The organism is Pseudomonas sp. P20, assembly GCF_016463925.1.
Classification (GTDB): domain Bacteria; phylum Pseudomonadota; class Gammaproteobacteria; order Pseudomonadales; family Pseudomonadaceae; genus Pseudomonas; species Pseudomonas aeruginosa.
The window spans coordinates 269,667-282,311 of the sequence record NZ_JAEMVM010000016.1 but is presented as its reverse complement, the minus strand read 5'-3'; the positions used below and the strand labels follow the sequence as shown (position 1 = coordinate 282,311).

The 12,645-nt window shown below is 66.8% G+C and carries 11 protein-coding genes; 6 read left to right on the top strand and 5 right to left on the bottom strand.

Annotated features, from left to right (window positions below; translation table 11 throughout):
- Positions 1–7: 7 nt before the first annotated feature.
- Both JHD77_RS22110 and JHD77_RS22105 read right to left on the bottom strand, forming a co-directional pair.
- Positions 8–691 carry a lipoate--protein ligase family protein gene (locus tag JHD77_RS22110; RefSeq protein WP_003103977.1) on the bottom strand — a complete coding sequence of 228 codons (684 nt, stop codon included), beginning with the start codon at positions 689–691 and terminating at the stop codon, positions 8–10.
- A gap of 112 nt (positions 692–803) precedes the next feature.
- Entirely contained in the window at positions 804–1,694 is an 891-nt protein-coding gene (locus JHD77_RS22105) for a DMT family transporter (RefSeq protein WP_031756075.1), read from the bottom strand.
- Between the two features lie 100 nt (positions 1,695–1,794).
- On the opposite strand from JHD77_RS22105, the gene JHD77_RS22100 reads away from it, so the two are divergent.
- On the top strand, positions 1,795–2,598 hold the full coding sequence (locus JHD77_RS22100; RefSeq protein ID WP_031756077.1) for an AraC family transcriptional regulator: 804 nt from the start codon (positions 1,795–1,797) through the stop codon (positions 2,596–2,598).
- A 54-nt stretch (positions 2,599–2,652) separates the two neighbouring features.
- A complete protein-coding gene (gene chrA / locus JHD77_RS22095; protein WP_031756079.1) occupies positions 2,653–3,858 on the top strand; it encodes a chromate efflux transporter in 1,206 nt (401 codons plus the stop codon).
- Here chrA and JHD77_RS22090 read toward each other — a convergent pair.
- Complete coding sequence (locus tag JHD77_RS22090; RefSeq protein WP_003093807.1) at positions 3,855–5,471, bottom strand: methyl-accepting chemotaxis protein; 1,617 nt, start codon at positions 5,469–5,471, stop codon at positions 3,855–3,857. The two genes, chrA and JHD77_RS22090, sit on opposite strands and share 4 nt — an antisense overlap.
- A gap of 433 nt (positions 5,472–5,904) precedes the next feature.
- On the opposite strand from JHD77_RS22090, the gene JHD77_RS22085 reads away from it, so the two are divergent.
- Both JHD77_RS22085 and JHD77_RS22080 read left to right on the top strand, forming a co-directional pair.
- Positions 5,905–6,156 carry a hypothetical protein gene (locus JHD77_RS22085; protein ID WP_003117142.1) on the top strand — a complete coding sequence of 84 codons (252 nt, stop codon included), beginning with the start codon at positions 5,905–5,907 and terminating at the stop codon, positions 6,154–6,156.
- 143 nt (positions 6,157–6,299) lie between these two features.
- Entirely contained in the window at positions 6,300–7,769 is a 1,470-nt protein-coding gene (locus tag JHD77_RS22080; protein ID WP_003093821.1) for an inorganic phosphate transporter, read from the top strand.
- Positions 7,770–7,838: 69 nt separating this feature from the next.
- Here JHD77_RS22080 and pprA read toward each other — a convergent pair whose 3' ends face one another.
- Positions 7,839–10,610, bottom strand: a complete 2,772-nt coding sequence (gene pprA / locus JHD77_RS22075) for a two-component system sensor histidine kinase PprA (protein WP_010793826.1) — start codon at positions 10,608–10,610, stop codon at positions 7,839–7,841.
- A gap of 9 nt (positions 10,611–10,619) precedes the next feature.
- Positions 10,620–11,126 carry a TadE/TadG family type IV pilus assembly protein gene (locus JHD77_RS22070; protein ID WP_003120840.1) on the bottom strand — a complete coding sequence of 169 codons (507 nt, stop codon included), beginning with the start codon at positions 11,124–11,126 and terminating at the stop codon, positions 10,620–10,622.
- Positions 11,127–11,189: 63 nt separating this feature from the next.
- Between JHD77_RS22070 and fppA the strand changes: the two genes are divergently transcribed.
- Positions 11,190–11,672, top strand: a complete 483-nt coding sequence (fppA, locus tag JHD77_RS22065; RefSeq protein WP_003110115.1) for a type 4b pilus Flp prepilin peptidase — start codon at positions 11,190–11,192, stop codon at positions 11,670–11,672.
- A 120-nt stretch (positions 11,673–11,792) separates the two neighbouring features.
- Positions 11,793–12,620, top strand: a complete 828-nt coding sequence (gene pprB / locus JHD77_RS22060) for a two-component response regulator PprB (RefSeq protein ID WP_003103959.1) — start codon at positions 11,793–11,795, stop codon at positions 12,618–12,620.
- The last annotated feature ends 25 nt before the right edge of the window (positions 12,621–12,645 follow it).

Sequence of the window (12,645 nt, the reverse complement as noted above, 5' to 3'; positions counted from 1 at the left end):
AAAGAGGTCAGGATCGGGCGGCGACGAAGCGTCGTTCCAGTTCGAGGCTGTCGGCCATGCGGAAATCGCTCCAGCGCTCGCTCAGGCCGAGATGGCTGTCCGCCTGGCAATCCGGGGCACTGCCGCAACGGCGGGTGAAGGTGTTGACCACCTCGACCATCTCCTCGCGCTCGGCGCCGACCAGCAGCGCCGCGTGCGCCAGCACCACCGGCCGGCCGGCGCCGTTGCGCCGCCAGCGTTGCGCGGTCCCGGCGAGCTTGCGCCCATCCAGGGTGACATTGTAGCGGCCGTCGCAGAAGGAACCGGCCACGGCGCCCACGCCGGCGTCCAGGCCGCGCTCGCGGAGCCAGTCGCAGATCGGCTGGCACAGCCGCAGGTAGGCGGTTTCGATACGGGTCTGCTCGTTGTCGCCGGGCCCCAGCGCATAGGACAGGGCGATGTTCAGCACGCCCGGCGATTGCGGCACCGGCTCGCCGCCGGTATCGCGCAGCAGCACCGGCCAGCCGCGTTCGGCGACCGCTGCGCTGGCCGGCGCGAATCCTTCCAGGCGCTCCATCCGGCGCGGCATGACCAGCGCCCGATCGCAGGGCTGCCAGAGCAACAGGCCATGCTCGCGGGCACCGCCACACACCTCGTCGAGCAGGGCGCGCTCGGCGTCCAGCCCATCCTGCACGGAAAACACTTCGACCACGATTCTTCCTCTTCCAGGCTGGTACGGCTCGGCTCCCACGCGGGGAGCGCTGCCTATGATAGCCAGTGGCGGCGCCTCCGTGCGCCGTAATCGCGAGGAAGTTGCCGGGAAATCAGCAGGTTGCCGAGCGCAGACGGGCCGGGCGGCGCTGCCAGAACTCGGCCAGCAGGACCCCGGCCAGGGTCAGCGCGCCGCCGACCAGGTGATGGACGGTCAGGCGCTCGCCGAGCACCAGGGTGGCGATGCAGGCGGTGATGATCGGCAGCAGGTTGAAGAACAGCGCCATCCGGCTCGGCCCGAGACGGGCGACACCGTGCATCCAGGCCAGCGCGGCGACGATCGAGGCGAACAGCGCGGCGTACAGCACCAGCGGCAGGTTGGCGGCGTTCAGGCCGGTGCGCGGCGACAGCAGGTACAGCGGCAGCAGGGCGAGGATCGCCACCAGCACCTGCAGGTAGAGCAGTTGCATGGCCGGCAGCTTCAGGCTCCATTTCTTCAGCAGCACGCTGTACACCGCATAGGCCAGGGTGGCGACGATCATCATCACGTCACCGAGGTTCACTCCATGCTCCAGCAAAGCGCCGAGATGGCCCTGGGAGATCACCAGCACCACGCCGGCCAGCGACACCAGCGCGCCGAGCAGCGCCCCGGCGTTCAGCCGGTGGGCCAGGATGCTGCTGGCCAGGCCCAGCGACATCAGGGGCATCAGCGACAGGATGATGCCCATGTTGGTGGCGCTGGTCAGCGCCGCCGCGTAGTAGGCCAGGCTCTGGTAGACGGCCATGCCGAGCAGGCCGAGGACCACGAACTTGCCGAGGTTGGCGAGGATGTAGCGGCGGTTGCGCAGCACCGGGCCGAGCATGAAGGGCGTCAGCGCCAGGCCGACCAGCAGCCAGCGGAAGAAACCGATCTCGGCGGGCTGGATGATCCCCACGGCGAGCTTGTTGACGACGGTGTTGCCGGCCCAGATGAACACGGCCAGCAGGGGAAACAGGTATTGCATGGGAGGTTCCGCACTATGAAAAAGGAATACGCGGCCATTCTGAGCCAGTCCGAATACAGACGTATAATGAATTCCAGACAAACCACCCGTAGGTTCGGACATGTCGACCACCACCTTGCTGCGCCTTCCCGATCTCCAGGGGCAGTCTTTCGACCTCTATTTCCGCTATGACGAGTTCGGCGCCGACACCCATTCGCCGCCGCACACCCACGCCTGGGGCCAGCTCAACTATGCAGCCCATGGCGTGATGCAGCTGGAGATCGACGGCCAGCGCTTCCTCTCACCTCCGCAATACGCGGTATGGATACCACCGGAGCGGGTGCACAGCTGCTACAACAGCCAGGCCATCGTCTACCGCTCGCTGTACCTCTCCGCCGAACTGTCACGACGCCTGCCGGCGACACCTTGCACCCTGGCGATCAGCGCGATCCTCAAGGCGATCCTCTCGGACTTCGCCGAGCGCGGGGTCAACCTGCCGACCTCGGCGCAGGACCTGCGCCTGGCCCGGGTCGTCATGGACCAGCTGGAATGCGCCCAGCCCCACGACGACTACCTGCCCTACGGCCGTACCCCGGCGCTGCGCGAGGTGCTCGACGCACTGCAGGCCGAGCCGGGCGACAACCGCTCGCTGGCGCAATGGGCGCAGCAGGTGCACAGCACCGAGCGAACCCTGGCCCGGCACTGCCAGCGCGAACTGGGCATGACCTTCGGCGAATGGCGCCAACGCCTGCGCTTCCTCGCGGCCATCGAGGCGCTGGAAGCCGGCAGGGGGATCCAGCAGATCGCCTTCGACCTCGGCTACAGCAGCCCCTCGGCGTTCATCTCGATGTTCCGCCGGCTGGCCGGCACCACACCGGAACAATACCGCCTGGCCAGCCGCGCCCAGGACATGCCGATGCTGTAACCCGCCGTGCATGCGTTGCGGCTATGCTCGCAGCAGCCACCATCCGGAGTTCGCATGCCAACCGCCAGCCGCCATCCCGACACCGCCCTCGCGGTGTTCCTCGCCTTCCTCAAGCTGGGCTGCAGCGCCTTCGGCGGGCCCATCGCCCACCTCGGCTATTTCCGCGACGAGTTCGTCCGCCGCCGCGGCTGGCTGAGCGAAAGCAGCTACGCCGACCTGGTCGCCCTCTGCCAGTTCCTTCCCGGCCCCGCCAGCAGCCAGGTCGGCATGGCCCTCGGCCTGGCCCGCGCCGGCTATCCCGGCGCCCTCGCCGCCTGGCTCGGTTTCACCCTGCCCTCGGCGTTGCTGCTGGTGCTCTTCGCTCTCGGCCTGGGACGCTGGGGCACGCTGTTGCCCGAGGGCGTGCTGCATGGCCTGAAGATCGCCGCGGTGGCGGTGGTGGCCCAGGCGGTCTGGGGCATGGGCCGCAGCCTGTGTCCGGATCGCCCGCGCCTGGCGCTGATGGCGCTGTCCTGCGCGAGCGTGCTGGCCTGGCCCACGGCCTGGGCCCAGGTCGCGGTGATCGCCGGTGCCGGCCTGGCCGGCCTCGCCCTGTTGAAAACGGAAGCCGGGGAAGGCCACGAGCGGCTGCCGATCGCCATTGGCTACCGCGGCGCGCTGCTGCTCCTCGCCCTGTTCGCCGTGCTGCTGGTCTGCCTGCCGCTGGCCGCGCGCCTCTGGCCGGAACACTGGCTGCGCCTGTTCGATGCGTTCTACCGGGCCGGCTCGCTGGTGTTCGGCGGCGGCCATGTGGTGCTGCCGCTGCTGCAGGCGGAAGTGGTACCCAAGGGCTGGGTCGACGGCGATACCTTCCTCGCCGGCTACGCGGCCGCCCAGGCGGTGCCGGGCCCGCTCTTCACCTTCGCCGGGTTCCTCGGCGCAGCCTCGGGCCCGGCGCCGAACGGCTGGAGCGGCGCGCTGCTGTGCCTGCTGGCGATCTTCCTGCCATCGTTCCTGCTGGTCGCCGGTGCCTTGCCATTCTGGGAACGCCTGCGCCACGAACGCCGGGTACGGGCAACGCTGGCCGGGGTCAACGCGGCGGTGGTCGGCCTGCTGCTGGCGGCGCTGTACCAGCCGCTCTGGACCGAAGGCATCCTGCGCCCGGCCGACTTCGCCCTGCTGCTCTTCGCCCTGCTGGCCCTGCTCGCCTGGAAGACGCCGCCCTGGCAAGTGGTGCTCGCCTGCGCCGTGGCCGGCGGCCTGATCGCCACAGCCGGCTAGCCGTTCAAGGCCAGGCTCAGCCCCTGCGCCGCCGGCGCGGCCGCCTTGCCCGGCTCCGCGCCCTCCGGCCGGTAGCCGAGGCGCAGGCCGCCCCAGTGCTTGCCGTGGATGAAGATCGGCACCGAAAGATCGTGCATCAGCTCGCCGGTGTCACGGGTGTAGGTCTGTAGCAACAGCGGCTGCTGGTGGCTGCCGCAGCGAATCCCGGTGCGGTCGTTGAACAGGCGCTTGCTGCGGCTGCGCAACGCGTCCGTCTGCGGGTCGCCGCTGGGCGGATGGGCGAAGGCGCGATTGTGGGTGGGCACGTAGCCTTCGGGGGTACAGGCGATGGCGAATACCAGGTTGCGGTTGCGCTCCAGCAACTGCTCCTGGATGCCCGGCAGGACCTGGTCGGTGTAGCTGTCGAAGCGGGTCCGGTACTTGGTCGGCTGGGTATTGGGCAACGGCTGGTAGCTGCGGTCGAACAGGTCGTCGAGGTCGATGCGCCCGCTGCGCACGTCCTCCTCGAAGCGAGCGGCGATAGCCGCCGCGCCCTCCCGGGCGAGGTCGTAGACCGACTGGTGGTAGGCGTCCAGGCTGACCTCGGCGAGGCGCTCGCTGATCACCTCGGCCTGGTTCTCCAACTGGCTGGCAGCTTCGCCGAGGCGCAGGGTCTGTTCCTCGCTGGCGCTGAGGTCGCCGCGCACCTGCTCGACCGCGGCGAACAGGCTGGCGAGTTGGCTGCGGTTGATCTCGGCGCCCTGGGCGATCTCGGTAATCTGGCTTTCCACCCCGGCCGCCAGTTCGGCAATGCCTTCCAGTTGCCGACCGGTCAGCTCGACCTGGCCGACCCCTTCCCCCAACTCTTCGGAAAGCTGGCGGATCTGCTCGACCACCTCGCTGGTCTGGCGCTGGATCTCGGCGACCATCTGGCCGACTTCCTCGGTGGCCTCGGCGGTACGTCCGGCCAGGCCGCGCACCTCTTCGGCAACCACCGCGAAGCCGCGCCCATGCTCGCCGGCGCGGGCCGCCTCGATGGCCGCGTTGAGGGCCAGCAGGTTGGTCTGGCTGGCGATGCCCTGGATCACCAGGGTGACCCGCTGGATGTCCTCGCTGCGCTGGTTCAGCGCCTCGATCGCCTCGCGGCTGGCGCCCATCCGCTCGCTGAGCCGATGCATGCGCTCGATGGTCGAGGCCAGCAGCACCTGGCCTTCGTCGCTGCCGGCGCGCGCCCGGGTGGCGGCGTCCATGGCCTGGCGCGCCAGATTGGAGGTGGCGCGCTCGGTGTGGATCATCACTTCGGCGCTGCCGACGATCTGTTCGGCGGCGTCGAGCTGGGATTGCAGCTTCTCCGCCAGGCGCTTCACCGAGAACGCCACGCCGGCGGCCGACAAGGCGTTCTGGCTGGTGTTATGGGACAGGTCGCGAGCCAGCCGGGCGATGTCGGGCTCGCCGACGGTCGCCACCGCTGTGCGGTTGCCGGGAAGCAGCCAGGGCAACCAGAGCAGCGCCACGCCGAGCGGCAGGGCCAGGTACAGCGGCAGCCAGCCATGCCGGGCGCCGACCAGCAGGAGAACCAGGGCCAGGCTCTGCAACAGGCAGACGAAGAGGATGCGGGAACGAGCGGGCTGCATGAGTAAATCTCCGGCCTCCGGGGCGTTGCGTCATGACCCTGGGGTCGGACGGGCGACGGCGGGGCTTCTTTATTTGACTTGTAGTCCGGTTTGTAGCCCGCCCCCGGAAGCGCCGCCATCGTTCCTTAGTGGTATGGCCAATGGCTGGCATTCGACTAGCGCAGGCCGCGACGAAAGGCGGAGAACACCCCGGACGCGTCGGCCAGGCCTTGATCCATGGGGGCTTCGCCGCATTTCCAGGGGACGCTCGAAGAACTTCCGTCCTGCCGTCCGTCGGCCGACACCGTATGACAAGCCCGGAGCCCACGTTATAATTCCGCGCCCATTTACAGCCGGTAGCGGTCGACTAGACTCCCAACCGGCGCTGGCCGGACCCCGCTTCCGCCCAGCCTGGTCGCTATCGGGCCCGCTCTTTTTGGACTCAGGACCACCCGTGACGAAAGACGAATTGCGTGCCGCGCTGGCGCGCGAGGAACAGCGTTACAAGGACGTGTACGGCGGCGAAGTGACGCTTTATGCCGCCCAGCCGGAACCCGACCGCAAGCCCTGGCGCAAACGCCCAACCGTTCAGGAGCAGGCGTTCGACAGAGAACTGCAGAAGATCGAAGAAGAGCGTCTCAAGGCCGGGCAGGAAGCAGCGAACCCCATTCCATTTACCTCCAACCGACAGGAGAGCGACGGATAACGAAGCGTTTCAATCTGTTTCGTTTTTCCCGCAAAGCCCGATGCGACGGGGCGTTGCCCGCGACAATGGCAACCTTCCGGAGTTCCAGACGGATAAAAACGCATCTGGCATAATCGCCGCCCCGTCTCTGACCGGTTTCTCACATGTTCGATCTTTTCAGCGGGCTCGATGCCTGGGTGGGTATCAGCCTGGTGCTGGCCCTGGCCTTCGTCCTCACCTTCGAGTTCATCAACGGCTTCCACGACACTGCCAACGCGGTGGCCACCGTCATCTACACCAAAGCGATGTCCCCCTACCGGGCGGTGATGCTCTCCGGTGTGTTCAACTTCCTCGGCGTGCTGCTCGGCGGTGTCGGCGTAGCCTACGCCATCGTTCACCTGCTGCCGGTGGAGCTGCTGATCAACGTGAACACCGGCCATGGCCTGGCGATGGTCTTCTCCCTGCTCGCCGCCGCCATCGCCTGGAACCTCGGCACCTGGTACTTCGGCATCCCGGCCTCCAGCTCGCACACCCTGATCGGCTCGATCCTCGGCGTCGGCCTGGCCAATGCGCTGATCACCGACGTGCCGCTGGCCGAAGGGATCAACTGGCAGAAGGCGATCGACATCGGCCTGTCGCTGATCTTCTCGCCGCTGGCCGGCTTCATGGTCGCCGCGTTGGTCCTGCTCGGACTGAAATGGTGGCGTCCGCTGTCGAAGATGCACAAGACCCCGGAAACCCGTCGCGAACTCGACGAGAAGAAGCACCCGCCGTTCTGGAACCGCCTGGTGCTGGTGCTTTCCGCCATGGCGGTAAGCTTCGTCCATGGCTCCAACGACGGCCAGAAGGGTATCGGCCTGATCATGCTGGTACTGATCGGCATCGTCCCGGCCAAGTTCGTCCTCGACCTGAACAGCACCACCTACCAGATCGAGCGCACCCGCGACGCCGCCCTGCACCTCAGTCAGTTCTACCAGCGCCACACCGATACCCTCGGCGACATGCTGGCCCTGGGCAAGAGCAATGGCAGCGAGATGCCGCAGTTCTACCGCTGCGATCCGAAACAGACCGAGCCGACCATCAACGCGCTGCTCCGCGACCTGCGCGGCGTGCCCAGCTACAACGACCTGGACGCCGACGAGCGCGTGCAGGTGCGTCGCTACCTGCTGTGCCTGGACGACACCGCGAAGAAGGTCGGCAAGCTGTCCGACCTGCCGGCGCGGGAGAAGGCCGACCTCGAGAAGCTACGCAAGGACCTGACCGCGACCACCGAATACGCGCCGTTCTGGGTCATCATCGCGGTGGCCCTGGCTCTCGGCATCGGCACCATGGTCGGCTGGAAGCGCGTAGTGCTCACCGTCGGCGAGAAGATCGGCAAGCAGGGCATGACCTACGCCCAGGGCATGAGCGCGCAGATCACCGCCGCCGCCGCCATCGGCATGGCCAACATCTACAGCTTGCCGGTGTCCACCACCCATGTACTGTCCTCCGGCGTGGCCGGGACCATGGTGGCGAACAAAAGCGGCCTGCACGGCGGCACCGTGCGCAACATCCTGATGGCCTGGGTGCTCACCCTGCCGACTTCGATGGCGCTGTCCGCCGGCCTGTTCTGGCTGGCCTCGCAATTCATCTGAGCCGCCTCGCCGGTTGAAAAAAACGCCTGCTTGTCCGCAGGCGTTTTTTTTGCCGCGCTCCCACCGACGTCATCCGCCCGCCTCGGCGGGCAGCGCCGCCAGCGGCAAGCGAACCACGAACAACGCGCCCTCCCCCTGGTTGGCCGCCGTCAGGCTACCGCCCATGTTGCGCACCAGATCGTGGCTGACCGAGAGACCCAGGCCGGTACCCTTGCCCTCCACCTTGGTGGTGAAGAAGGGTTCGAATATCCGCTCCAGCAGGAGCGGTTCGATCCCGCCGCCGTTGTCGTGCACGTGCAATTCGACCCAGCCCGGTTCGCGGCAGGCCACCTGCTCCAGGCGAATGCGCCGGCTGGCCAGGCCAAGATTGCCGAGCAGGGCATCGCGGGCGTTGGCGAGCAGGTTGATGATCACCTGTTCCAGCTGGTCCGCCTGCCCTCGTACCACCATCCGCTGCGTCGGCGCCGGGCACTCCACCTCGATGGCGTGCTGACGCAGCCCCTCGCCGAGCAGGCCCAGGGCGCCTTCGAAGGCGGTATAGGGGTCGAACGGCAGCGCCTCCAGCGCCGACTTGCGGCTGAACACGCCGAGGTGGCTGACCAGGCGGTCGACGCGCAGGACCTGGGCATCCATGCGCTCCAGTTTCTCGCCCAGGTAGTCGCCGTCGAGGCCGACGCTGTTCATCCGCTGGCGCATGTTGAAGAGGGTCATGCGCAGCACGTGCAGCGGCTGCTTCACCTCGTGGGCGAGGCCGCTGACCATCTCCCCCAGGCTGGCCATCTTGGCGCCTTGCGCCAGTTGCTGCTGGGCCCGACGCACCGGCGTGTTGTCGCGTCCCACCGCCTGTACCTCGCACAATTCGCCCCGGGCGTCGAACAACGGTCGCTCGGCCCACACCAGCCAGAGAAAACGTTGCCCCGGCAGGTTGAAGCGCAGTTCCGGCACCTCGCTGGCGCCCTCCCGCGGCGAACCCAGCAGACGCGCGCGCAAGGCGCTGGCGTCTTCCGCCGCCAGCCACTCGTCGAGCCGGCGACCGACCAGGCGCTCCGGGCTGGTCGCGAGGCTATCGGCGAAGGTCCGGTTCACGTAGGTCAGCACCAGGTCGGCGGTATAGCGACAGATCAGCGCCGGCGAATCCTCCACCAGGACCCGGTAGCGTTCCTCGCTCTCGGCGATACGCTGTGCCGCCAGGTGCTGCTCGGTCACGTCCAGCCACAGGCCCACCGCTTCGCTGGGCAGGCCCTGGGCATCGCGCAGCAGCTTGGCTTCGTCGTAGAGCCAGTGCCAGTTGCCCTGGCCATCGGCGAGGCGATAGCGGGTCTTCACCCGGCCCTCGCGAAGCAACTCGCGGCCACGGGCGAAAAAGGCCTCCAGGTCGTCCGGATGCACCCGTTCGGCGAGCGCCTGCCAACTCTGTCCCTGCAAGTCGAGGCCGAGCAGGTTGCTCGCGCTTTCGCTGTAGAACTCCGGCACCAGGTGCCCCTGCTCGACCCGCTGGACGTAGATCACCACCGGCGCGCTGTCGATCAGGCTGCGCAGCCGCGCGTGGGCCGCCTGTGCCCGTTCCTCCTGGCGCCGGCCTTCGCTGATGTCGAGCAGCACGCCGGACAGCCCCAGCGCGCTGCCGCGCCCCAGCGGTCGACCCTCGATGCGCAGCCAGCGGCGCTCGCCGCGGCTATCCGGCTGACGCAGGCAAAGGTCCTGGGCCAGCGCCTGGCCGCTGCGCAGGCTGGCACGCAGGCGCAGGCCGAGTTCGTCGGCGTCCGCCGGTTGCAGCAGGCCCTGCAGGTGTTCCAGCGGCACCCGACGATACTCGCCGGTCAACCCCAGGCTGTCGTGCAAGGCCGGCGCCAGTTCGAAGAGTTCCTGCTCCGCCCAGTAACGCCACCAGCCGCCGCCGATCATCTCCTGCAACAGCCCCAGCTTGCGCGAACTGTCGTGCTGCTCGTGGAGTTCGCAGCGGTCCGCCACCTGGTTCGCCAGCAGTTCCGCGAGGTATTGCCAGTCCTGCGGCGCGGGCCCCTGGGCGAGCTGCTCCAGCGACATCGGCCGCACCAGCAATGCCCCCAGGCGGCCACCGCGCATCGCCGCCGGCACCAGGTAGAGCGCGTCCTCGCCGATCTGCCGGAGCAGCGTCGAGGCGCCTTCGCCACGGCGTAGCAAGCGCGCGCCCGCCCCTTCGCGCAGGTCGTCGTCGGCGAGTTGCAGGGTCGGTCGCAGCAAACTGTCGCTGCCAGGCCGCACATGACTGGCGAAGACCGTGCAGAAACCCTTGCCGTCGCCCAGCAGCAGGGCGATAGCCTGCATCTGGAACGCGCCGGAGAGCGATTCGAGAATCTCCTGGACCGCCTCCGCCAGGTGTCCGTGGGAGACATGGCGCAGACGCGAAAGGATCAGCTTGCCCAGGCTCAGGCTCTGCAACTGGTGCTGCTGGTTGTCGGACTGCCAGTTGAGGTCGGAGATGTCCATGCCCAGCAGCAGCGAGCGTCCCAGGCCGTCGAGCGGCTGCATCGGCTGGAAACGACAGGTCAATGGCGCGGCGGCATCGCTGCGCAGCGTCAGGTCGAGACGCTCGCCCCGGCGCAGGCCGGCCAGCGTCGGCGCACCGGGGGCGCGCCGCTCCAGATACTCGGCGAAAGGCCGCGGCTGTTCGCCAAGCCCATGGGCGCACTGCAGACGATACGCCTGCCGCCCGCCGACCCGGATCACGCGGTCCTGTTCGTCCATCTCGAAACACAGGTCCCAACTCCTCAGCGAAGCGCTCCAGAGGGCGGGGCCTTCCTGCGAAAAGGGTTCCGGCCTCTCGGCCTCGGCGGACGACGAGCGGGAAAATTCGAACATGCGACCACCTCACAGCAACAGGTTGGCACTCGCCTTCAGCGTCTGCGGCAGGTTGGGAATCGCGCCGATGCCGGGGAAGCTCAGCACGGGGATGATCGCCTTGCCCGGATCGCCGTACGGGTACTGCACGCAGACCTCGATCCGCGACGTGGCGCTGACGTAGTCGGCGTACTGGCCATTGCCGGCACAGGGCTGGAGGTTCGCCCGCCAGGCCGCCGGCATCCAGTCCAGGCGCGCGAGCAACTCGTCCCTGGCACGGGCTTCGGCGAGGCTCTCGTAGCCCGCATCGGAGGGATCGACAGCGATCGCCGCACGGGCCCCCACGGCAGCGGCATCGTTGAACGACTGCAACATGAGCAAAGGAATGCTGTAGCTGATCAGACCGTAGACCAGCGCGAAAAACAGCAGGAAGATCGCTGTGAATTCGATGGCGACGGCGCCGTGCTGGCGTCGCCGGGAAGCTTTTCCGAGCATGAGCTGACATCCCCGATCCGCATCCTTAATACTAGTCGTCATTCGCTCCGCCAACGTTACTGAAAAGGTATTAATCCAGATGTCGAAAAAAGGCTGAAGAACAGGATGGAGCAATTAGCACTGGCCTTGTGGGCAAGCGTTTGCGGATATCAGGACATCAAACGTTTGCGCGTCTCCAACTGGCTTATCCTGGGCGGATTTCTTATTTCCTTTGTTTATTTATATGTGAAAGAGTCAAGCCTGACCGGTGCTACGGTTAATATGGCAATGACCGCACTTTTTATAGGCGTCTGCCTCAGCCTTCCCGGCTACCTTCTCGGCAGGCTCGGCGCTGCCGACGTCAAGTACCTGGCCGCACTGGGGCTGGCCAGCGACCCACTTACGGTGCTCTATAGCCTGGCCTTCGGCTGCCTGCTGTGCATCGCGCTATTCATCCTCGTAAAGTTATTCAAACGTTCGGTAGAAAAGTCCGCAATGAATGAAGAAGTTCGCCTTCGAAGGGCACCGTCAAAAAACAAGTCATTCCCTTTTATATTCGCCATGAGCGCCGGCCTTTTGGCACACCTGATTATCAGTAAAATTATCTGAGTAAACTTGCGGAAGACCTCACTTAGCGACTATATGCTTATGGCTAATACCATTCGGTATGGCTGCATTCCAATGCACGTCCCCTGTTAAAAACAAAATAAGCAAATGGAGCGTATGACCATGGACAAACCGGCCTCGCGGCATTTCAGCGTCTTGATCATCGATGATGAACCCCAGGTGACCTCGGAACTCCGCGAACTGCTGGAAAACAGTGGCTACCGTTGCGTAACCAGCACCCACCGGGAGTCGGCGATCGCCAGCTTCCAGGCCGACCCGAACATCGGCCTGGTCATCTGCGACCTCTACCTGGGGCAGGACAACGGTATCCGCCTGATCGAGAGCCTCAAGGAAGTCGCCGGCAACGGCAGGTTCTTCGAATCGATCATCCTCACCGGTCACGATGGCCGCCAGGAAGTGATCGAGGCCATGCGGGTCGGCGCCGCCGACTACTACCAGAAACCGGTGGCGCCGCAGGAACTGCTGCATGGCCTCGAACGCCTGGAGAACCGCCTGCACGAGCGCGTCCGCAGCCAGTTGAGCCTGAGCCACGTCAACCAGCGCCTGGAATACCTCGCCGAATCGCTGAACTCGATCTACCGCGACATCCACAAGATCAAGTACGAGGTACACGGCAACAGCCAGCCGAGTGCCCTCAAGAGCGAAGACAGCCAGCCGTCCGCGCCGCCGGCGTCGGTCGCGGAAAGCCAGGTGTCCCCGAGCAATCCGCTGTTCGGCAAGCTGTCGCCCCGCCAGCAGGCGGTGGCGCGGCTGGTGAGCAAGGGCCTGACCAACTACCAGATCGCCTACGAACTGGGCATCACCGAGAACACGGTGAAGCTGTACGTCTCCCAGGTGCTGCGCCTGATGCATATGCACAACCGCACACAGCTGGCGCTGGCCCTGTCGCCTGCGGCGATGCAGCAGGGCAGCGGAGCGGTGGTGCACTGACAGGCGCGATGGCCCGGCGGACCTG

Coding starts and splice junctions, on each gene's coding strand:
- JHD77_RS22105 (WP_031756075.1), bottom strand. CDS start 1,694: ATGCAATACCTGTTTCCCCTGCTGGCCGTGTTCATCTGGGCCGGCAAC.
- JHD77_RS22080 (WP_003093821.1), top strand. CDS start 6,300: ATGTTCGATCTTTTCAGCGGGCTCGATGCCTGGGTGGGTATCAGCCTG.
- JHD77_RS22070 (WP_003120840.1), bottom strand. CDS start 11,126: ATGACGACTAGTATTAAGGATGCGGATCGGGGATGTCAGCTCATGCTC.
- pprB (WP_003103959.1), top strand. CDS start 11,793: ATGGACAAACCGGCCTCGCGGCATTTCAGCGTCTTGATCATCGATGAT.
- fppA (WP_003110115.1), top strand. CDS start 11,190: ATGGAGCAATTAGCACTGGCCTTGTGGGCAAGCGTTTGCGGATATCAG.
- chrA (WP_031756079.1), top strand. CDS start 2,653: ATGCCAACCGCCAGCCGCCATCCCGACACCGCCCTCGCGGTGTTCCTC.
- JHD77_RS22100 (WP_031756077.1), top strand. CDS start 1,795: ATGTCGACCACCACCTTGCTGCGCCTTCCCGATCTCCAGGGGCAGTCT.
- JHD77_RS22090 (WP_003093807.1), bottom strand. CDS start 5,471: ATGCAGCCCGCTCGTTCCCGCATCCTCTTCGTCTGCCTGTTGCAGAGC.
- pprA (WP_010793826.1), bottom strand. CDS start 10,610: ATGTTCGAATTTTCCCGCTCGTCGTCCGCCGAGGCCGAGAGGCCGGAA.